The following is a 20,609-nucleotide window of genomic DNA, read 5'->3' on the forward strand; positions in this document are numbered from 1 at the left end:
GCCTGACGGCAGGCCGTTACCGGCCCGCACACAAAAAATCTGACACTCTCTTTAACAATGCGTTTGCAGTTTCTTGGCCAGGGTTTTTATTTGTTTAATTTTTACAAAAGGAGTCTTACATCCAGTCTTAAATTTCCCTCGAAATTTGAACGGGTCGTTTATTCAACCCCCCATCCTGCGCCAGTAAACTCGTGTTTATGAAAAAGAACACTAGCGGCCCACGGTTTAAAGCACTCCTCGAAGCAGCGAAAATCACAACCACAGGATTTGCCGCTTTCTTCGACACGGAAGCGCAAAACATCCATAACTGGTACACCCGCGGTGTGCCCGCCTACCGCATGGAAGAGGTCGCCAGACTACTGTCTGTAAATAGCGACTGGCTGAAAACCGGCGAAGGCCCTAAAGAGTCCTCGCGCCTGCGCGTGCTCGACGAGTCCGGCAACACCTTCGACGCCCAGGCCATCCGCGGCATCTATACGGTGATCGAGTCCATCGACGTCGAGCTGCCCTTCTATAAAGAAACAGCCACCGCCCCAGGCTCCAACAAAACTCACGTCGTCAAAGACCCCACCCAAGCCATCCGCCTGCCCCGCAGCCACCTCGACTCCCTGGAAATCAATCACACCGACGCCATTTGTACCCACATGATCGGCAACAGCATGGCCGAAAAGATTGAAGATGGTTCGACACTTGCGATCGACCGCGGGCTTACTCAGGTTATTGATGGGGAGATTTACGCGATCGAGCACGACGGGATGTTGCGGATCAAATACCTGCATCGAATGCCGGGGAATGCACTGCGGTTGCGCAGTTATAACAAAGCCGAATATCCAGATGAGATCTTCAATGCCGAGCAGATCGACAAGCAAAACATCAGGGTATTGGGATGGGTATTCTGGTGGTCGACGCTCAATAAACGCAGGCCGTCTGTGCCCTTCCTGTAAGCAACCATGGCGAGGGGGCAATCGCCCTACCACGCATGCCAAGCTGGGAATTCCTTAAAAAAATCAGTATGCTGCGCCCCACATTTGCGCATCGACCTTTCTTCAGGCTCAGATCGCACCGACAAGGCAGATGACTTTCTCGCCAAGTCCCACAGCCGGACGCAAGATCCGGGTGTACGTTTTTGAAGGCTGGCGCGGTTTACCAAAAATAAACCAAGCCAGTCCCCGAGAAGCCGGCCACAAGCCGGCTTTTTAATGCCTGAAAATAAATCCTGAATATGTTTTGACCGCATTGAACTGCGGCCAACCTATGTTGCGCGATTCAGTCGCAGCCGCACGTGAGGCGAGATGCTGTCCGACAACTGGACGGTGAGCCGAATAGGCGTCATATTCGGCTCACTATATGAGCCGAATAGCATTTTTAATCGGCTCACTCATTCCAAGAGCACCGACTCCATGGCACCTCACTGGATCTGGCAGCAGCCTGACTGGCCGAATTTCCAATGGCAAGCCGAGCGCTTGACGCTACTTTTGCGCGACTGCGTTCAGGCGCAGGGTCGGTTGATGGGGATGGCCAGTTCGGTAGGCCGTTCGTTGAGCGCGCAAAACGAACTGGATGCGTTGTTGCAGAACATCGTGACCTCGTCCGCTATCGAGGGTGAACAACTGAATGTTGGCTCGGTACGCTCTTCTCTGGCGCGACGGTTGGGGTTGGACCTGGTCAATGGCGATAAGGTGAGCCCGCGCAGTGAGGGCCTTGCGCAATTGATGCTCGACGCGACCCGGCATTTCGCTGAGCCACTGACATTGGTTCGATTGCTGGATTGGCATGAATGGCTGTTTCCTGAGCAAGACACTAATCTCGCCGCCCGGTCGATCCGTGTCGGTACCCTGCGCGGCGATGAGCCCATGCAAGTGGTTTCGGGGCGACTCGACAAGCCGACCGTTCACTTCGAAGCACCGCCTCGCCTTGGTCTTGAACGACAACTCGAAACCTTCCTGATCTGGTTTGAAGCCAGCCGAAATCAGGTTGGCCTCGACCCTTTGCTGCGGGCCGGCGTCGCGCATTTCTGGTTCGTGACGTTGCATCCTTTCGACGATGGTAACGGTCGCCTGACGCGAACGATCACTGATCTGGCCCTGGCTCAGGGTGAGGCTCAAGCCATCCGTTTCTACGCCCTGTCGGCGAGCATTCTGGATGATCGTTCCGGCTATTACCGAGTGCTGGAAACCAGCCAGAAAGCCACGCTGGATATCACCGAGTGGCTGGAGTGGTTCCTGCAAACCTTGTTGCGAAGTTTGCAGCAGGCCATGACGCGGATCGAGTCGGTACTGGGCAAGGCGCGTTTCTGGCAGGCGCATCGGGAATCTGAATTGTCGGCCGAGCAGACCAAAGTACTGAATCGCTTGCTCGATAGCGGGGAACGAGGTTTCGATAATGGCATCAGCGCCGCTCAATACCAGGCAGTGGCAAAGGTTTCCAAAGCTACCGCGACCCGTCATCTGGCCGAACTGCTGGAAAAGGGCTGCCTTAAACGCTTGCCCGGCGGCGGGCGCAGTACTCGATATCAAATCTGCGATCCCGATGACTCAACGGGTTAATCGTGATCAATACCACTCCTGTGGCGAGGGAGTCCGCCCAGCCTGCGATGAGGCTGCGCTGTCGCGCAGAGAACATGCCGATAAATCGGCANAAGCAGTCGCAAATCGATGAATGCGCTATGTCTGAAAGAAACGCAGACGTATGGTTTTGGGGTCGCTTCGCGCCCCAGCGGGAGCAAGCTCCCTCGCCACAAGGTGTGTTGTCACCCCCGGAACTGCTACTCCAACGACCCCGCTCATTTGCCCATAACCCCTATGTCTGCTAGTGTCGCGCCGGTTTAACGTCAACCGGAAATAGCCGCCATGGCCCGCAAAAAAGCTGCACTGGATTTCGAACAATCTCTCGCTGACTTGCAAACGCTGGTGGAGCGTCTGGAGAACGGCGAATTGTCACTGGAAGACTCGCTGACCGCTTTCGAGCAGGGCATCGGTCTGACCCGCGATTGCCAGGCGGCGCTGGCTCAGGCCGAGCAGAAGGTCCAGGTGCTGCTCGAGCGTGATGGTGAGCTGGCCGAGGAACCCTTCGACGCGGATCAGCCAGAATGATTGCGGCGTATTCGGCGACCAGTCAGGGCCGCGTCAATGCGGCACTGGAAACCCTGTTCAGCCCGCCGAGTCCTGAACTCGCCCGCCTCTATGAAGCCATGCGCTACAGCGTGATGAACGGTGGCAAACGCGTGCGCCCATTGCTGGCCTACGCCGCATGCGAAGCGCTGGGCGGCAAGGCTGAGCAGGCCAACGGCGCGGCTTGTGCGGTGGAACTGATCCACGCCTATTCGCTGGTGCACGATGATTTGCCGGCCATGGACGACGACGATCTGCGTCGCGGCCAGCCGACTACGCATAAAAAATTCGATGAAGCCTGTGCAATCCTCGCCGGTGACGGTTTGCAGAGTCTGGCCTTTAGCGCCCTGCTCGACCCGCGTTTGAACAGTTGCGACGCCGAAACCCGTCTGCAGATGGTCAGCGCCCTGGCGTTGGCGGCAGGCCCGGCGGGCATGGTCGGCGGGCAAGCCATCGATCTCGGCTCGGTGGGCCTGAAGCTCGATCAAAAAGCCCTTGAATACATGCATCGGCACAAAACCGGTGCGCTGATTGAAGTCAGCGTCAAGCTCGGCGCCCTGGCCAGTGGTCATGCCGCGAAGGACGAACTGAAGTCCCTGCAGAGTTATGCACAGGCCATTGGCCTGGCATTTCAGGTCCAGGACGACATTCTTGACGTCGAAAGTGACACCGAAACCCTCGGCAAACGCCAGGGCGCCGACATTGCCCGGGACAAGCCGACCTACCCGTCCCTGCTCGGTCTCGACGCGGCCAAGGCTTATGCCCTGGAACTGCGCGACCAGGCCCTGCACGCGCTGCGACCGTTTGACGCGGCGGCCGGGCCATTGCGCGATCTGGCCCGGTACATCGTCGATCGGCGCAGCTGAAGGCGTATCCGCCAAAAAAGACCAACGCGTGGGCAGGGGACGAAGCATCAGGTAAACTGCCGCATCTTTTATACCTATAACGATTCGCCTGATGCCCACGACGTTTCATGAGATTCCCCGCAAGCGCCCGACCACGCCCCTGCTCGACCGTGCCAACACGCCGGACGGCCTGCGCCGGTTAGGCGAAGCCGAGCTGGAAACCCTGGCCGATGAATTGCGCCTGGAATTGCTCTACACGGTCGGTCAGACCGGTGGGCATTTCGGTGCTGGCCTGGGCGTCATCGAGCTGACCATCGCGCTGCATTACGTCTTCGACACCCCGGACGACCGTCTAGTGTGGGACGTGGGTCATCAGGCCTACCCGCACAAAATCCTCACTGGTCGTCGCGAACGCATGAACACCCTGCGCCAGAAGGACGGCGTTGCCGCCTTCCCGCGTCGTTCCGAGAGCGAGTACGACACCTTTGGTGTCGGCCACTCCAGCACGTCGATCAGCGCAGCGCTGGGCATGGCGATCGCCGCCCGCCTGCAACACAGTGATCGCAAGGCGATCGCGGTGATCGGTGATGGCGCATTGACCGCCGGCATGGCCTTCGAGGCGCTGAACCACGCGCCGGAAGTGGACGCCAACATGCTGGTGATCCTCAACGACAACGACATGTCGATCTCGCGCAACGTCGGCGGGCTGTCGAACTATCTGGCGAAAATCCTTTCCAGCCGCACTTACGCGAGCATGCGCGAAGGCAGCAAAAAGGTCCTGTCGCGCCTGCCCGGCGCCTGGGAAATCGCCCGTCGCACCGAAGAATACGCCAAAGGCATGCTGGTCCCCGGCACGCTGTTCGAAGAGTTGGGCTGGAACTACATCGGTCCGATCGATGGCCACGACCTGCCGACCCTGGTCGCCACCCTACGCAACATGCGCGATCTGAAAGGCCCGCAGTTCCTGCATGTGGTCACCAAAAAAGGCAAAGGCTTCGCCCCGGCGGAAGTCGACCCGATCGGTTACCACGCCATCACCAAACTCGAACCGGTGGATGCTCCGGCCGCTGCGCCGAAGAAATCCGGTGGACCGAAGTATTCCGGTGTGTTCGGCGAATGGCTGTGCGACATGGCCGCTGCCGACCCGCGCCTGGTCGGGATTACCCCGGCAATGAAGGAAGGCTCCGATCTGGTGGCCTTCAGCGAACGTTTCCCGCAGCGTTATTTCGACGTAGCGATTGCCGAACAACACGCCGTGACCCTCGCCGCCGGCATGGCCTGCGAAGGCGCAAAACCGGTGGTGGCGATCTATTCGACCTTCCTGCAACGCGCTTACGATCAACTGATTCATGACGTCGCGGTGCAAAACCTCGACGTGCTGTTCGCCATCGACCGCGCCGGTCTGGTGGGCGAAGACGGCCCGACACACGCGGGCAGCTTTGACCTGTCGTTCCTGCGTTGCATCCCCGGCATGCTGGTGATGACCCCGAGCGACGAAAACGAACTGCGCAAAATGCTCAGCACCGGCCACCTGTACGATGGCCCGGCGGCAGTGCGTTACCCGCGCGGGACCGGCCCGAATGCGCCGATCGCGAAAGACCTCGAACCGATCGAAATCGGCAAGGGTGTCGTCCGCCGTCAGGGCAGCAAAGTCGCTCTGCTGGTGTTCGGCGTGCAATTGGCCGAGGCACTGAAAGTCGCCGAGAAGCTGGATGCGACCGTGGTCGACATGCGTTTCGTCAAACCGCTCGACGAAGCACTGGTTCGCGAAATCGCCGGCAGCCACGAATTGTTGGTGACCATCGAAGAGAACGCCATCATGGGCGGCGCCGGTGGCGCGATCAGCGAGTTCCTTGCCCGCGAAAACATCCTCAAGTCGGTGCTGCACCTGGGCTTGCCGGACGTTTATGTCGAGCACGCCAAGCCTGCGCAGATGCTGGCTGAATGCGGGCTGGATGAAGCAGGGATCGAAGAAGCGGTGCGTCAGCGCTTGCAACTGCTGGCCTTGTAACCCCCTCCCCTGTAGGAGCGAGCTTGCTCGCGAAAGCGGTGTGTCAGGCGACATCAATGTTGACTATGCCGCCGTCTTCGCGAGCAAGCCCGCTCCCACATGGATTGCGCTTAACTGACTGGCATTAGGGCTTGCCCGCGATGAGTGCACCTCGTTCTCAGCGCTCTGGCGCAATCACTTGGCATAACTTGGCAGTCGCTTCGATCATCTGCCCACTCGGCCGCTCCAAGCCTTTATCCGTCACCAGCAGCAATTGCCCCTGAAGTTCAGCGGGACGTTCACCGGCATCCAGCACACCGACCAGCAGGTCAGCCGAGTTCAGTTCAACGACGATTTCAGAAAGCGACGGCGCCAGACTGACGACCCGTTCAACCGCAGTCACCGAGCCGCTGACGGCCAGCAGCAACACCGCCAGCCAGATGCTGCGCATCAGCCGAGTTGACGCGGGATTCGGTAGAGGTAGAACAGCACCGTGGTCGACAGCGCCAGCAGCACCAGCGGCACAGCTTCAAGCCCAACGAATACCGCCAGCGCACCAACCCAGGCGGGCAAGCCGGCAGCCAGAAACGCGGTGCGGCGTTTCGCGGCCAGGGCGATCCAGGCGTTGGGTTCTTCAGGGGTGTCGAGGGCTTTCTGGGTGGCGATCAGTGCGTGCTTGTAGCGGCCAAAGAACTTCAGACTGACAAACATCGAAGCCACACCGGCGATGAACAATGGCATGGCCAACACCGGCAGAATCGCCTCGCTTTGGCCGAATACACCGTTGATCACGAACAGCGGCACCAAGGCCAGCGCCAGGTATTGCCACCAGTTGACGGAGAGTCGCCGCCGTACCTGACCGCGGGTCACGCCCGGTCAACCTCGCCCTGATGTTCGTTACCCATCATGTGGTCGAGCTTGCTGGCCTTGGTGGCCAGATAGAGTTTGTTGTGCGGGTTGTGCCCGGTGTGCAACGGCACGCGCTCGGCAACCACAATGCCCATGTCGGTCAAGGCTTTGACCTTGCGTGGGTTGTTGGTCATCAGACGCAAGGACTTCACGCCCAGGTGCTCCAGCATCGGCAGGCACATGGCGTAGTCGCGCTGATCGGCAGCGAAACCCAGACGCTCGTTGGCTTCAACGGTGTCGGCGCCGCCGTCCTGCAATTCATAGGCGCGGATCTTGTTCAACAGGCCAATGCCGCGACCTTCCTGACGCAGGTAGAGCAACACGCCACGGCCTTCACGGGCGATCGCCTGCAAGGCTGCCTCGAGTTGCGAACCGCAGTCGCAACGCTGGCTGAACAAGGCATCGCCGGTCAGGCATTCGGAGTGCAACCGGCCGAGTACCGGAGCACCGTCGGCGAACTCACCCAGGCTCAGCACCACGTGCTCGCGGCCGCTTTCCTCATCGAGAAAGCCATGCATGGTGAATTGCGCAAAAGGCGTTGGCAGCTTGGAAGCGGCGACAAAAACGACAGGCACCGGTGTGCTCCTGATCTATAAGTACTGAAGATTCGCAGAGGCGGCATTGTAACAGCACGTTCCTGCAGACGCTTAGGCTGAATTATCGGCTATAACGATCAATAAGTTTGATCATTTGGCCACCACTTTCCTCCTGTGGGAGCGGGCTTGCTCGCGAAGACGGCTCCACATTCAAAATCATTGTGACTGTCACACCGCTTTCGCGAGCAAGTCGGATCGCCGCACCGCCGCTCCCACATTGACCGTATTCAGTCTGTGCCAAACGGGTACGGCTGTTTCCACTTTGCGAAGATCGGTTTCAGCTGGCCGTTTTTTACCAGCACGTCCATGCGCTGATCGAACAGCGCCATCAGTTGACGAGCCCGAGGTGTATCGGCAAAGCACAGGTACAGTGGCAAATCCACGATATGCGTGCGGCGAAACTGCGACGGGGCCTCGGCTTGGCTGACGATGGAGTCGACGTCGTCCAGCGCGTCGATGTAGTAGTCGACGCGGTTGTGGATCAGCATCGACAGGATTCCGGCCCGCCGCGCGACTTCGTTATAGCGCTGCACATTGGGCAGATAAGCCTGGAATTTGTAGCCGCGTACCCAAGCCAATCGATAATTGCCCAGGGTTTGCAGGGTCGGCGCCGGATTGCTGGCCAGACCCAGCGCATAGATCGGATCGGTATCGAAACTCCAGCGCGGATAAAGCACGTCGCTGACTTCATCCCGATAGGCACCGACACAAGCGTCCACTTCGCCACGCTGTGCAAGGCCCGTGGCGCGTGTATACGGTGCGATTCGAATGTCCAGTTTGACGCCCGCCGGCTCGAACACTTCGCGCAGCACGTCCCAGCCCAAACCATGGCCATCGGCGGCGGTAAAGTCTTCCCAGGCTTCGCTGGCCAGGTGAATCACGGACGGCGTCGTCGGTGCATCCCCCGCTTGGGCGAACGAGCAAAATAGCGCGAAAACCATGAGCAGCAACCCGCGTTGCGCCATCCCCGTTTCTCTCACTTGACGCATCAGACGAAAAGCCACACCAGCCCTTGCATCGCCAACCACGCAAACACCCCGGCCAGTACGTCGTCGAGCATGATCCCGACACCACCGTGCACATGCCGGTCGATCCAGTGAATCGGCCAGGGCTTGAGGATGTCGAAGAAGCGGAACATCAAGAACCCCGCCAGCAACCAATACCAACCTTCCGGCACCAGCCACAGGGTAATCCACATCCCGACCATTTCGTCCCAGACGATGCCTTCGTGGTCGTGCACGCGCAAATCATCGGCGACCTTGCCACACAGCCAGAAGCCGAACAGCATGGTGATGCCAAGCATCAGCCAATAGCCCCAATCGGGCAGCATCTGCCACAACGGAATGAAGGGTAACGCCACTAACGAACCCCAGGTGCCCGGCGCTTTTGGCAGGGTGCCCGAGCCGAAGCCGAACGCCAGGAAATGCCACGGATTGCGCCAGACCGACGGCGGTACGAACTCCGCCGGGACCTGTTTGGGATGATCTGTCACGGTGACTCCCGAAAATGTTGATAACCCCGGATTGGCGGGGTGATGTCGTGTCCGTCGGCATCCAGCAGTGTCACGCCCTGTCCTGCAACCACCTGCCCGAGCACATGGATCGGCCAGCCGTCCGCCAGCAATGATGGCAATTCGGCAGGCGGTAAGGTGAAGGCCAGCACGTAATCGTCACCGCCGCTCAAGGCGGCTTGCTCAGCGCCGGACTGACCGAGGAAAGCCAGCAGCGCCTTCGACAACGGCAGTTTACTGCGCTCCACCTGAACCCCGACTTTCGACGCCAGGGCAATATGCCCGCAATCGGCGAGCAGGCCGTCGGAGATGTCCAGCGCCGCAGTGGCTCTGCCGCGCAACGCCATGCCCAGAGCCAGCTGCGGTTGCGGCGACCAGTAATGAGCCCGCAACGGATCGGCGATGGCCGCGTCAGCCATTCGTTGGCCGAGCACAAGCGGCAATGCGCCCGCGCCGTTACCCAGCTCACCGCCCACGCAGAGCAAATCGCCCGGCTGTGCGCCGCTGCGGGTCAACGCCAGACCGGCCGGCACCCGACCGAACACGGTCATGGTCAGGCTCAACGGCCCGCGGGTGGTATCGCCACCCACCAGCGCCACGCCGCAATTTTGCGCCATGAGGTTCAAACCACGGGCGAAGGCTTCCAGCCAAACGGTGGTCACCGTCGGCAAAGTCAGGGCAAGGGTAAAGGCAAGGGGAGCGGCGCCCATGGCGGCCAGGTCACTGACAGCCACAGCCAGCGAGCGCTGACCGAGCAGAAACGGGTCGCAGGGGTCTGCGAAATGCACACCGGCCACGAGGGTGTCGGTGGAAATCGCCAACTGCTCCCCGGGGGGAACAGCCAGCAAGGCGCAGTCGTCGCCGATCCCCAGAGCAACGCCTTCGCCGCCCTGCGCACAAGGCGCGGCGGCGAAGAAATTGCGGATCAGCTCAAACTCGCCCATGACTGAGACAAAGTATTCAAGCGCCAATCAGCGCTTGAACGCCTTCACTTCAGCTTCACGCAGACGCGGGGCCAGCTTGTCGAGCACACCGTTGACGAACTTGTGGCCGTCGGTGGAACCGAAGACCTTGGCCAGTTCGATACCTTCGTTGATCACAACGCGGTACGGCACATCAATGCGCTCGAGCAGCTCCCAGGTGGACAGGCGCAGAACCGCCAGTTCAACCGGGTCCAGCTCTTCGATGGTGATGTCCAGGCATGGCGCCAGTGCGGCGTCGATCCGGTCCTTCTGAGCCGGAACCCCATGCAGGATCTCACGGAAGTAGGCGCCGTCGACATCGCTGAAATCGTTATCGACCCGAAACTGCGCTTCGATCTCGTTCAGCGACTGCTTGGCCATGTGCCATTGGTACAGCGCCTGAGTCGCGAGCTGACGGGCTTCGCGACGCTTGACGCTTTTCGATGGCTTGCCGGCATCCGCAGGCTTTGGATCGCGCGGGTTGAAACGATCGCTATCGTCGCTAATCACTTGGCCTCCAACTGCGCCAGCAGGCTGACCATTTCCAGAGCGGACAGGGCAGCTTCAGCACCTTTGTTACCGGCCTTGGTGCCGGAACGTTCGATGGCTTGTTCGATGGAATCGACGGTCAGTACGCCGAAAGCGACCGGTACGCCGAACTCCATGGACACCTGGGCCAGGCCCTTGGTGCATTCGCCAGCCACGTATTCGAAGTGCGGAGTACCGCCACGAATGACTGCGCCCAGGGCGATGATTGCAGCGAACTCGCCCTTCTGAGCGACTTTCTGCGCAACCAGCGGGATTTCGAAGGCGCCAGGCGCGCGGATGATGGTGATGTCGCTTTCGCTCACGCCATGGCGAACCAGGGCATCAACTGCACCGCTGACCAGGCTTTCAACGACGAAGCTGTTGAAACGGCCCACTACCAAAGCGTAGCGGCCTTTAGGGGCGATGAAGGTACCTTCGATGGTCTTCAGGGTCATTCGTTAGATCTCTTAAAGAGCCGGGACGCGTTTTCTACGCGCCCCTCAGTGATGTGTTAACCGCGAATACAGGCCCGCAAATTGCCGGTCATTATTCGGAGGGCACGTATTCTACAACTTCCAGATCGAAACCGGATATCGCATTAAATTTCATCGGCGCACTCATCAGGCGCATTTTGCGAACGCCCAGGTCCCGAAGGATCTGCGAACCGGCACCGACGATGCTGTAGGTGGTCGGTTTTTTCACTGCGCTGTGATCCGCGGTTTCGCGGATATGCGCCAGCAATACGTCGCCATCGAGCGGATGACCGAGCAACAGCACCACGCCGCTGCCAGCCTCGGCAACCGCAGCCATGGCGGCGCGCAGGCTCCAGCGGCCCGGTTGCTTGACCATCAACAGGTCACGCAGCGGGTCCATGTTGTGCACCCGGACCAACGTCGGCTCTTCAGCGCACACGGTGCCCAGGGTCAGGGCCATGTGCACGTCGCCTTCCACCGAATCACGATAGGTCACCAGGTTGAACTGGCCCAATTCGCTGTCCAGCGGCTGCTCGGCAATCCGCTGAACGGTACGTTCGTGGATCATCCGGTAGTGAATCAGGTCGGCGATGGTGCCGATCTTAATGTTGTGTTCGGCGGCAAACGCTTCGAGTTCGGCGCGACGGGACATGGTGCCGTCGTCGTTCATCACTTCGCAGATCACACCGCTCGGCTCGAAACCGGCCATGCGCGCCAGGTCGCAGGCCGCTTCGGTGTGACCGGCGCGGGCCAACGTACCGCCGGCCTGGGCCATCAGCGGGAAGATGTGGCCGGGGCTGACGATGTCTTCAGCCTTGGCGTCTTTGGCGGCAGCGGCTTGCACGGTGCGCGCACGGTCGGCCGCGGAGATACCGGTGGTCACGCCTTCGGCGGCTTCGATGGACACGGTGAACTTGGTGCCGAAACCGGAACCGTTGCGTGGCGCCATCAACGGCAGCTTGAGCAGTTCGCAGCGCTCGCGGCTCATCGGCATGCAGATCAGGCCACGGGCGTGCTTGGCCATGAAGTTGATGTGCTCAGGCTGGCAGCACTCGGCGGCCATGATCAGGTCGCCTTCGTTCTCACGGTCTTCGTCATCCATGAGGATGACCATCTTGCCTTGGCGGATGTCTTCAACCAGTTCTTCGATGCTATTGAGCGCCACAAGGCACCCCCCTTCTTTCGAAATTTGAGCTTCAGGATTTGAGGTAGCCGTTTTGGGCCAGAAAGCTTTCGGTAATGTTGCCGGACTTTGCAGGCTCTGCGGCCTTATCGCCCAACAACAGGCGCTCCAGATAACGGGCCAGCAAGTCGACTTCCAGGTTCACCCGGCGACCCGGCTGATACGACGCCATGATGGTTTCGCTCAGGGTGTGCGGAATGATGGTCAGCAAGAACTCGGCGCCATCGACTGCGTTCACGGTCAGGCTGGTGCCGTCGACGGTGATCGAGCCTTTATGGGCGATGTACTTGGCCAGGTCCTTCGGGGCACGGATGCGAAATTCCACGGCGCGGGCATTTTCGGTGCGGGCAACCACTTCGCCCACGCCATCGACGTGGCCGCTGACCAGATGCCCGCCGAGACGGGTGGTCGGGGTCAGGGCTTTTTCCAGATTGACCGGGCTGCCGCTTTTGAGGTCATTCATTGCAGTGCAGTCGAGGGTTTCGCGACTGACGTCCGCCGCAAAGCCATTGCCCGGCAATTCAACCGCGGTCAGGCACACGCCGTTGACGGCAATGCTGTCGCCCAGTTTGACGTCGCTCAGGTCGAGCTTGCCGGTTTCTACGTAAACCCGCACATCTCCGCCTTTTGGGGTCAATGCGCGAATACTGCCGATGGATTCGATGATGCCGGTAAACATGGAGTCCTCCTCGAGAACAGAGCCAGCGCTAGAGCAATGGCCGGGAATTATACGCTGGCCGCTGGCAGAGGAATGGCAATGACTCGCCAGTCATCGCCAACCGCGCGGATTTCGGTGATTTTGAGCTCGGGCGCGTCTTTCATCTGCGCCAGTGGCCAGTCCAGTAAGGGTCGGGCCGAGGAGCCGAGAAACTTGCCGGCGATGAAGATCTGGAACTCATCCACCAGCCCGAGCTGGGCAAACGCGCCAGCCAGTCGCGGGCCCGCTTCGACCAGCACGTCATTGACGCCACGGTTGGCAAGCTCGACCAGCAACTGATGCAGATCGACCTGGCCATCATCGCCCGGCACGATCAGGCATTCCGGGCCGTTGGCGTACTGTTCTTCTACCGCGACACAAGTGGCGACCAGTGCCGGACCGGCCTTGAAGAACGGTGCATCCAGCGGCACCCGCAAGCGCCCGTCGATCAGCACGCGAAGCGGCGGGCGGCTCATGGCCAACGCGGTCTGTTCAGCGTCCAGACCCAATTCGTCGGCACGCACGGTCAAACGCGCATTGTCCGCAAGCACCGTGTCGGCGCCGGTCAGCACCACACTGGCCTGAGCGCGTAGCCGTTGTACCGCCGAACGCGCCGCTGTACCTGTGATCCACTGGCTCTCGCCGCTTTCCATCGCCGTGCGACCGTCGAGGCTCATGGCCAACTTGACCCGCACGAACGGCAAGCCATGTTCCATGCGTTTGAGGAAGCCTTGATTGAGCTTGCGCGCCTCGCCTTCCAACACGCCGCTTTCAGTGGCAATACCGGCCTGGGCCAGGCGCTCCAGACCGCGACCGGCGACTTCCGGGTTCGGGTCCTGCATGGCCGCAACGACGCGCGCCACACCGGCATTCACCAGCGCATCGGCGCAAGGCGGGGTACGGCCGTGGTGGCTGCAAGGTTCGAGGGTCACGTAAGCCGTGGCGCCTCGCGCCTTGTCGCCAGCAGCGCGCAGGGCGTGGACTTCGGCGTGGGGCTCGCCGGTGCGCACATGCCAGCCTTCGCCGACAATCTGCCCGTCACGCACCACCACGCAGCCAACCCGGGGGTTGGGATGTGTCGTGTAATGACCTTTGCGCGCCAGCTCCAGGGCCCGGGCCATGTAATGCGCGTCGAGGATGGCTTGTTCGGGAGGTGTGGTCATTCTTTCACCGGCTCACGGGCGAGGCGATCGATCTCTTCGCGGAACTCGTTGAGGTCCTGGAAGCGTCGATACACCGAAGCGAAGCGGATATAGGCGACTTCATCAAGCTTTTTCAGCTCGGCCATCACCAGTTCGCCGACCACGAGGGATTTGACCTCGCGTTCGCCGGTGGCGCGCAGCTTGTGTTTGATGTGCACCAGCGACGATTCGAGGCGCTCGACACTCACCGGGCGCTTCTCCAGCGCCCGCTGCATGCCGGCACGGAGTTTTTCTTCGTCGAACGGCTGGCGACTGCCGTCGGTTTTGATCAGGCGCGGCAACACCAGTTCAGCGGTTTCAAACGTCGTGAAACGTTCGCCGCAGGCCAGGCATTCACGCCGGCGGCGCACCTGTTCGCCCTCGGCGACCAGACGCGAGTCGATGACCTTGGTGTCGTTGGCACCGCAGAAGGGACAGTGCATGGTGGCAGGCAACAAAAAATGGGAGGGCCATGGTAGCGCATCCCCGTGGCAAGACAAGCCATAGGGTTTGCGGTATACAGACTGGCTGTATATGGATTTCATTTGCTGGAGCCGCCAATGCCGTTACGACCGCTCGTTTTGCTCAGTCTTTTCAGCCTGCTAGTGGCCTGTGGCAGCGATGCGCCCAAATCCCAGCCGCCGACACCCGGCCCTGCACCGCAACAGGCGCAGAAGAAAGCCAAGGCGTCGGCCGAGCTCGGTCCGCTGCCGGCTTATCAACGTGAACTGAGCGGCACCTTGCAGGGCGTGCCGGCCGGAGCCGAAGTCGAACTGGCGTTGCTGGTGATCGACGAAAAGGATCGTCCGCAACAATTGCTGGCCAGTGCCAACCTGATCGGCACCAATCAGCTGTTGCCGTTTCGCCTGCGCTTCAGTCCCGAATCCTTTCCGGCCGGTGCCCGCGTCGAACTTCGCGGCCGCGCCAGCCAGTCCGGGCAGTTGATTCTGCATCTGCCGGCACAAATGGTCACACAGCCAACCACCCAGGCATTGGGCCAACTGCAATTCGTCAAAGCGCCATGATTGCACCGCTCGACCTGCAACAGGCGTTAGGTGAACTGCTCGGCGATGCACAGCTTGTAGCCTGTGAGTTACCGGGCACCGAGCTGAAACTCTGGCTGATCGACGGCGACAACATGGACCGTGCCTTCAGCCCGGAAGAAACCCGACGGATTCTCCATGAGCCGCCGTACTGGAGTTTCTGCTGGGCCAGTGGGCTGGCCGTGGCTCGTTATCTCGCCGAGTACCCGCAATGGGTCGAAGGTAAACGGGTGCTGGATTTCGGCGCCGGTTCCGGGGTGGCGGGGATTGCGGCGGTGAAAGCCGGGGCACTGGAAGTGGTGGCCTGTGATCTGGACCCGTTGGCGATTGCCGCGTGTCGGGCGAATGCCGAACTCAATGGCGTGCAACTCAGCTACTCGACGGATTTTTTCGCCGAGGCGGATCGGTTTGATCTGATTCTGGTGGCCGATGTGTTGTACGACCGGGCAAATCTGCCGTTGCTCGACGAGTTTCTCAGCCGTGGCCGGGAAGCGTTAGTGGCGGATTCGCGGGTGAGGGATTTTCGCCATCCGTTGTATCGGCGCATTGAAATGCTGGAAGCGATGACCTTGCCGGATCTGGCCGAACCTGAAGAGTTTCGGCATGTGAGCCTTTACCATGCCACCCGGACATGATCGTTCCCACGCTCCGCGTGGGAATGCCTCCAGTGACGCTCTGCGTTACGCCGTACGAAGGGACGCGGAGCGTCCCGGGCTGCATTCCCACGCGGAGCATGGGAACGATCAGTGTTACGACTTTCAGCAGCCCCTCGCGAAGCCTTATAGTGACCACATTCACGCCTTTACGAGATCCCCCATGAGTCAGGAAACGCCGTACATTTTCGACGCCACGACTGCCGATTTCGACCAGTCGGTGATCGAGAACTCTTTTCACAAACCGGTGCTGGTGGATTTCTGGGCCGAATGGTGTGCGCCGTGCAAGGCCTTGATGCCGATGCTGCAAACCATCGCCGAGAGCTATCAGGGCGAGTTGCTGCTGGCCAAGGTTAACTGCGACATCGAGCAGGACATCGTTGCACGCTTCGGCATTCGCAGCCTGCCGACGGTGGTGCTGTTCAAGGACGGTCAACCGGTGGACGGTTTTGCCGGTGCGCAACCGGAATCCGCTGTACGCACGATGCTCGAACCCCACGTGCAAATGCCGCCGCCCGCTGCTGCCGACCCGTTCGAACAGGCTCAGGCGCTGTTCGATGACGGCCGCTATGCCGACGCCGAAGCCACGCTCAAAGTACTGCTGGCTGAAGACAACACCAACGCCAAGGCACTGATTCTCTACGCCCGCTGCCTCACCGAGCGCGGCGAGCTGGGTGAAGCGCAAATCGTGCTCGACGCGGTCAAGACCGATGAACACAAGGCCGCGCTGGCCGGCGCCAAGGCGCAGATCCAGTTTCTCGGTCAGGCCAGGGACTTGCCGGATGCGGCAGACCTGAAAGCGCGTCTGGCGAAAAACCCGCAGGACGATGAAGCGGTCTATCAACTGGCGATCCAGCAACTGGCCCGTCAGCAATACGACGCGGCGCTGGATGCCTTGCTGAAACTGTTCATCCGCAATCGCAGCTACAGCGAAGGCTTGCCGCACAAGACCTTGCTGCAGGTGTTCGAACTGCTGGGCAACGATCACCCGCTGGTGACCACGTACCGTCGCAAGTTGTTTGCTGCGCTCTATTAAAATCAAAAAATCGTCCGAACGCGGCCCGAACCTTCGGCAGCTCCTACGCTGGCTCGATCCAGCTGTACAGCGGCGTATCCCCGCCGCTCACCACTTTGACATTGGCACTGTGGCGCAAGCGCACCAACAAGCGCTTGCCCGCCGCTGCGCTGCCCGTCAGCCCTTCCAGTTGCTCCAGCAAATCCGGCCCGCTCAATTGCCCGGCCTTGCGCAGCAACTCTTGGGCGATCTGCCACAGCGCATCGTCCTGATTCACCGGTTTGACGGGCGTAGCACTCGCCTCGGGTTTTGCTGCCTGCAACTGTGCACCGAGCTGTGCCCAGTCGCCCTCATCCAGTTCCAGGGTCAAATCCACCGGCCAGTCGCCGATGCTTCCGCGTATTCGCAACATAAGTCTGCTCCTGCACATACCTGACTCGCATGGTCCCATGGGTCTTGCGCAACGCCAAGCAGACGGTCAAACTCTCCGCGCTTTCGTTATAAGATTACATAACAAATTTTTCATTTTACTTTCCGGAGACCCGTCATGCGCCGTCTGCTGCTCGCTTTGCCGTTTGCCTTGTTGCCGCTGGCTGTCGCCCATGCGGCGGTCGAGCATGATCATGTTCACGACCATGCTCATGATGAAGAGCACGGCAGCCTCAGCGCCCACGAGCATGGCGTCGGTCGCCTGAACGCGGCGCTGGATGGCCAGACTCTGGAACTGGAGCTGGAAAGTCCGGCAATGAACCTGGTGGGCTTCGAACACGCCGCCACCACCGACGCCGACAAGGCCAAAGTCGCCGCCGTCCGCGCGCAGCTGGAAAAACCGCTGGTGCTGTTCAACCTGCCGAAAGCCGCCGGTTGTGTGGTCGCGACTCAGGAACTGGAAAGCCCGCTGTTCGGTGACAAACCGGATGCCGATGACCATGATGAAGAAGACGCCAAGGACGGTCACGAGCATCACCATGACCACAGCGAGATCCACGCCCATTACCAATTCAGCTGCTCGGCCCCGGGCGCGCTGAAGACCCTGGATTTGGCGAATATCTTCAACACATTCCCGGCCACCCAGAAGATTCAGGTACAACTGATCAGCCCGAGCGGGCAGCAAGGGGTTGAAGTGACGGCCAAGGCTGCCGCCCTGAAATTCTGATCCGACACCAATCCAATGTGGGAGCGGCGGTGCGACGATTCGACTTGCTCGCGAAGACGGCAGCACATATAGCAATGATGTGACTGACACACCGCTTTCGTCGGAACGCCGCCCGGACCAAGCCCGCTCCCACAGGGATCACCACCAACCTGACCGGTTTCACATGACCCAAGCACTCATCGAACTGTCCAACCTGGGCTTCAGCTGGCCCGGTCATCCGCCGCTGCTGGATATCCCGGCGTTTCGCCTTATGCCGGGTGAAACCCTGTTCCTCAAAGGCCCCAGCGGCAGCGGCAAGACCACCCTGCTCAGTCTGCTCGGCGGTGTGCAAAAGCCTGATCGCGGCAGTATTCGATTGCTCGGCCAGGAGCTGACCGAACTCTCTGCCGGCGCCCGCGACCACTTCCGCGTCGATCACACCGGCTACATCTTCCAGCAGTTCAACTTGCTGCCATTTCTCTCGGTGCGCGAGAACGTCGAGTTGCCCTGCCACTTCTCCAAGCTGCGCGCCGAACGGGCGAAACAACGTCACGGCAGTGTCGATCAGGCGGCAGCCACTCTGCTCGCTCACTTGGGTTTGACCGACCAAAACCTGCTCAGCCGTCGCGCCGATTCGCTGTCCATCGGCCAGCAGCAACGCGTCGCCGCCGCACGTGCGTTGATCGGTCAGCCGGAACTGGTGATCGCCGACGAACCGACCTCGGCGCTGGACTACGACGCCCGCGAAAACTTCATTCGCCTGCTGTTCGCCGAATGCCGCGAAGCCGGGTCGAGCCTGTTGTTTGTCAGCCATGACCAGAGCCTCGCGCCGCTGTTCGATCGCCACCTGTCGCTGGCCGATCTTAATCGCGCCGCCACCCCGTCCGAGGTCTGAGATGTATTTGTTTCGTCTAGCCATGGCCAGCCTGGCTAACCGTCGCTTCACCGCGATCCTCACCGCATTTGCCATCGCCCTGTCGGTCTGCTTGCTGCTGGCGGTGGAGCGGGTGCGCACCGAAGCCAAGGCCAGTTTCGCCAGCACCATCAGCGGCACCGACCTGATCGTCGGCGCGCGCTCCGGTTCAGTGAACCTGCTGTTGTACTCGGTGTTCCGCATCGGCAACGCTACCAACAACATCCGCTGGGACAGCTTCGAACATTTCGCCAACAACCCGAAAGTGAAGTGGGCGATCCCGATGTCCCTCGGCGATTCCCATCGCGGTTATCGGGTGATGGGCACCACCGAGGCGTACTTCGAGCATTACCAGTACGGCCATCGACAACACCTCGAACTGGCCGATGGCCGCGCCTTCGCCAGCGATCCATTCGAAGTGGTACTCGGCGCTGAAGTGGCCGAAGCGCTGCATTACAAGCTCGGCGACAAACTGGTGCTGGCCCATGGCGTAGCGGCGATCAGCCTGGTCAAACACGACGACAAACCGTTCACCGTGGTCGGCATTCTCCAACGCACAGGCACCCCGGTGGACCGCACGCTGCACATCAGCCTCGGCGGGATGGAAGCGATTCACGTCGACTGGCACAACGGCGTGCCGGCGCGCGGTAACGGCCGGATCAGTGCCGACCAGGCGCGCAACATGGACCTGACGCCGCAAGCGATCACTGCGTTCATGCTTGGCCTCAACAGCAAGATTTCGACGTTTGCACTGCAACGGGAGATCAACGAATTCCGTGGCGAACCGATGCTGGCGATCCTGCCGGGTGTGGCATTGCAGGAGTTGTGGAGTTTGATGAGCACGGCGGAAAAAGCCTTGTTCGTGGTCTCGCTGTTCGTGGTGCTGACCGGGTTGATCGGAATGCTCACGGCGATTCTCACCAGCCTCAATGAACGACGCCGCGAGATGGCGATTCTGCGTTCGGTCGGCGCTAGGCCGTGGCATATCGCGACCTTGCTGGTGCTGGAAGCCTTTGCCCTGGCGTTGTCCGGAGTGATTGCCGGCGTGGCGCTGCTGTATGTGTGCATCGCTGTGGCGCAGGGTTACGTGCAGGCGAATTACGGCTTGTACTTGCCGCTGGCCTGGCCGAGCGAATATGAATGGACGCTGCTCGGTGGCATCCTGATCGCCGCGCTGCTGATGGGCAGCGTTCCGGCCTGGCGCGCGTATCGCCAATCCCTGGCCGATGGCTTGTCGATCCGACTATGAGGACGTTGAAAATGCCCCGCGCCCTGCTTGCGCTATTGATGCTGGTTGCCCTTCCGCTGTGGGCGGCCGAACCGAAAGACCTGACCTGGTCGGAAATGATCCCGCCGGATGCTGCTCCAGAAGTGCCGAACATGACGCCGCTGCATGACCTGTCGAAGATGAGCGACGCGTTGTCCGCAGAATCGGCTCCAGCGGCCAAGCAGGACATGCCGAACGCCCCGGTGGTGAAGAGCCTCGACGGCAAGAACATTCGTTTACCGGGGTACATCGTGCCGCTGGAAGTCAGTGAAGAAGGCCGCACCACGGAGTTTCTGCTGGTGCCGTATTTCGGCGCCTGCATCCATGTGCCACCTCCTCCGTCGAACCAGATCGTGCATGTAAAAAGCGAAGTTGGCGTGAAGCTTGATGAGCTGTATCAACCGTACTGGATCGAAGGTGCATTGCAGGTCAAGGCGTCCACCAGCGAGTTGGCGGATGCCGGGTATCAGATGGAGGCGGACAAGATTTATGTGTATGAATTGCCGGAGTGAATCTGGTGGTTGTGTGTTGTTTGATCGATAGCTTTCGCGAGCAAGCCCGCTCCCACATTGATCTCTGATGTCAGGAGATCCAGTGTG

General features: G+C 60.5%; 24 protein-coding genes and 1 pseudogene. 12 read left to right on the forward strand and 13 right to left on the reverse strand.

Features of this window, described 5'->3' with window-relative positions:
- The first annotated feature begins 197 nt into the window (after positions 1-197).
- The 5 genes from IC37_RS27045 to dxs all read left to right on the forward strand — a co-directional run bounded on the left by IC37_RS27045 (position 198) and on the right by dxs (position 5,966).
- The gene (locus tag IC37_RS27045) at positions 198-944 is read left to right on the forward strand and encodes a helix-turn-helix transcriptional regulator (protein WP_030131329.1); all 747 of its coding nucleotides are present in this window, start codon (positions 198-200) and stop codon (positions 942-944) included.
- A gap of 456 nt (positions 945-1,400) precedes the next feature.
- A complete protein-coding gene (locus IC37_RS27050) occupies positions 1,401-2,546 on the forward strand; it encodes a Fic family protein (RefSeq protein ID WP_030131330.1) in 1,146 nt (381 codons plus the stop codon).
- A gap of 303 nt (positions 2,547-2,849) precedes the next feature.
- Positions 2,850-3,092, forward strand: coding sequence for an exodeoxyribonuclease VII small subunit (locus IC37_RS27055; RefSeq protein WP_007894317.1), 243 nt, complete (start codon positions 2,850-2,852; stop codon positions 3,090-3,092).
- On the forward strand, positions 3,089-3,976 hold the full coding sequence (gene ispA / locus IC37_RS27060; protein WP_030131331.1) for a (2E,6E)-farnesyl diphosphate synthase: 888 nt from the start codon (positions 3,089-3,091) through the stop codon (positions 3,974-3,976). Before IC37_RS27055 ends, ispA begins: the two co-directional genes overlap by 4 nt.
- Before the next feature lie 91 nt (positions 3,977-4,067).
- Entirely contained in the window at positions 4,068-5,966 is a 1,899-nt protein-coding gene (gene dxs / locus IC37_RS27065) for a 1-deoxy-D-xylulose-5-phosphate synthase (protein WP_030131332.1), read from the forward strand.
- Between the two features lie 259 nt (positions 5,967-6,225).
- On the opposite strand, the pseudogene IC37_RS31085 reads toward dxs, so the two are convergent.
- The 12 genes and pseudogenes from IC37_RS31085 to nrdR form a co-directional block, all read right to left on the reverse strand.
- Positions 6,226-6,396, reverse strand: a pseudogene (locus tag IC37_RS31085) (cobalamin-binding protein); the annotation flags it as partial.
- Positions 6,396-6,815, reverse strand: a complete 420-nt coding sequence (locus tag IC37_RS27075; protein WP_030131334.1) for a hypothetical protein — start codon at positions 6,813-6,815, stop codon at positions 6,396-6,398. The gene IC37_RS27075 and the pseudogene IC37_RS31085, both read right to left, overlap by 1 nt.
- A complete protein-coding gene (gene ribA / locus IC37_RS27080; RefSeq protein WP_030131335.1) occupies positions 6,812-7,429 on the reverse strand; it encodes a GTP cyclohydrolase II in 618 nt (205 codons plus the stop codon). The genes IC37_RS27075 and ribA overlap by 4 nt, the downstream gene beginning before the upstream one ends.
- A gap of 248 nt (positions 7,430-7,677) precedes the next feature.
- Positions 7,678-8,415, reverse strand: a complete 738-nt coding sequence (locus IC37_RS27085; protein WP_030131336.1) for an ABC transporter substrate-binding protein — start codon at positions 8,413-8,415, stop codon at positions 7,678-7,680.
- A gap of 23 nt (positions 8,416-8,438) precedes the next feature.
- Entirely contained in the window at positions 8,439-8,942 is a 504-nt protein-coding gene (locus IC37_RS27090; RefSeq protein WP_030131337.1) for a phosphatidylglycerophosphatase A, read from the reverse strand.
- Positions 8,939-9,904 (reverse strand): thiamine-phosphate kinase, encoded by a 966-nt coding sequence (gene thiL / locus IC37_RS27095; RefSeq protein ID WP_030131338.1) that lies wholly within the window; start codon positions 9,902-9,904, stop codon positions 8,939-8,941. Before thiL ends, IC37_RS27090 begins: the two co-directional genes overlap by 4 nt.
- 27 nt (positions 9,905-9,931) lie before the next feature.
- Complete coding sequence (gene nusB, locus IC37_RS27100) at positions 9,932-10,432, reverse strand: transcription antitermination factor NusB (protein ID WP_030131339.1); 501 nt, start codon at positions 10,430-10,432, stop codon at positions 9,932-9,934.
- Complete coding sequence (gene ribE / locus IC37_RS27105) at positions 10,429-10,905, reverse strand: 6,7-dimethyl-8-ribityllumazine synthase (protein WP_003228649.1); 477 nt, start codon at positions 10,903-10,905, stop codon at positions 10,429-10,431. Before ribE ends, nusB begins: the two co-directional genes overlap by 4 nt.
- 91 nt (positions 10,906-10,996) lie before the next feature.
- Entirely contained in the window at positions 10,997-12,088 is a 1,092-nt protein-coding gene (ribBA, locus tag IC37_RS27110) for a bifunctional 3,4-dihydroxy-2-butanone-4-phosphate synthase/GTP cyclohydrolase II (RefSeq protein WP_007906834.1), read from the reverse strand.
- Between the two features lie 31 nt (positions 12,089-12,119).
- Positions 12,120-12,785, reverse strand: a complete 666-nt coding sequence (locus IC37_RS27115; protein WP_030131340.1) for a riboflavin synthase — start codon at positions 12,783-12,785, stop codon at positions 12,120-12,122.
- 47 nt (positions 12,786-12,832) lie between these two features.
- The gene (gene ribD / locus IC37_RS27120; protein ID WP_030131341.1) at positions 12,833-13,966 is read right to left on the reverse strand and encodes a bifunctional diaminohydroxyphosphoribosylaminopyrimidine deaminase/5-amino-6-(5-phosphoribosylamino)uracil reductase RibD; all 1,134 of its coding nucleotides are present in this window, start codon (positions 13,964-13,966) and stop codon (positions 12,833-12,835) included.
- Complete coding sequence (gene nrdR, locus IC37_RS27125) at positions 13,963-14,427, reverse strand: transcriptional regulator NrdR (protein ID WP_007906838.1); 465 nt, start codon at positions 14,425-14,427, stop codon at positions 13,963-13,965. Before nrdR ends, ribD begins: the two co-directional genes overlap by 4 nt.
- A 117-nt stretch (positions 14,428-14,544) precedes the next feature.
- Here nrdR and IC37_RS27130 point away from each other — a divergent pair, with 117 nt between their 5' ends.
- The 3 genes from IC37_RS27130 to trxA all read left to right on the forward strand — a co-directional run bounded on the left by IC37_RS27130 (position 14,545) and on the right by trxA (position 16,716).
- Positions 14,545-15,009, forward strand: a complete 465-nt coding sequence (locus IC37_RS27130) for a YbaY family lipoprotein (RefSeq protein WP_030131342.1) — start codon at positions 14,545-14,547, stop codon at positions 15,007-15,009.
- Positions 15,006-15,662 (forward strand): methyltransferase, encoded by a 657-nt coding sequence (locus IC37_RS27135; protein WP_030131343.1) that lies wholly within the window; start codon positions 15,006-15,008, stop codon positions 15,660-15,662. The genes IC37_RS27130 and IC37_RS27135 overlap by 4 nt, the downstream gene beginning before the upstream one ends.
- Positions 15,663-15,843: 181 nt before the next feature.
- Positions 15,844-16,716 carry a thioredoxin gene (trxA, locus tag IC37_RS27140; protein ID WP_007906841.1) on the forward strand — a complete coding sequence of 291 codons (873 nt, stop codon included), beginning with the start codon at positions 15,844-15,846 and terminating at the stop codon, positions 16,714-16,716.
- A gap of 43 nt (positions 16,717-16,759) precedes the next feature.
- On the opposite strand, the gene IC37_RS27145 is transcribed toward trxA, so the two are convergent.
- Positions 16,760-17,107 (reverse strand): hypothetical protein, encoded by a 348-nt coding sequence (locus IC37_RS27145; RefSeq protein ID WP_030131344.1) that lies wholly within the window; start codon positions 17,105-17,107, stop codon positions 16,760-16,762.
- 135 nt (positions 17,108-17,242) lie between these two features.
- Between IC37_RS27145 and IC37_RS27150 the strand changes: the two genes are divergently transcribed.
- The 4 genes from IC37_RS27150 to IC37_RS27165 all read left to right on the forward strand — a co-directional run bounded on the left by IC37_RS27150 (position 17,243) and on the right by IC37_RS27165 (position 20,522).
- On the forward strand, positions 17,243-17,851 hold the full coding sequence (locus IC37_RS27150) for a DUF2796 domain-containing protein (protein WP_030131345.1): 609 nt from the start codon (positions 17,243-17,245) through the stop codon (positions 17,849-17,851).
- A 163-nt stretch (positions 17,852-18,014) separates the two neighbouring features.
- Positions 18,015-18,725 (forward strand): ABC transporter ATP-binding protein, encoded by a 711-nt coding sequence (locus tag IC37_RS27155; protein ID WP_030131346.1) that lies wholly within the window; start codon positions 18,015-18,017, stop codon positions 18,723-18,725.
- 1 nt (position 18,726) lies between these two features.
- On the forward strand, positions 18,727-19,992 hold the full coding sequence (locus IC37_RS27160; protein ID WP_030131347.1) for an ABC transporter permease: 1,266 nt from the start codon (positions 18,727-18,729) through the stop codon (positions 19,990-19,992).
- Between the two features lie 11 nt (positions 19,993-20,003).
- Entirely contained in the window at positions 20,004-20,522 is a 519-nt protein-coding gene (locus IC37_RS27165; protein ID WP_030131348.1) for a DUF3299 domain-containing protein, read from the forward strand.
- Positions 20,523-20,609: the final 87 nt, after the last annotated feature.

The sequence above is a fragment of the Pseudomonas sp. QTF5 genome (genome assembly GCF_000512695.2).
Classification (GTDB): domain Bacteria; phylum Pseudomonadota; class Gammaproteobacteria; order Pseudomonadales; family Pseudomonadaceae; genus Aquipseudomonas.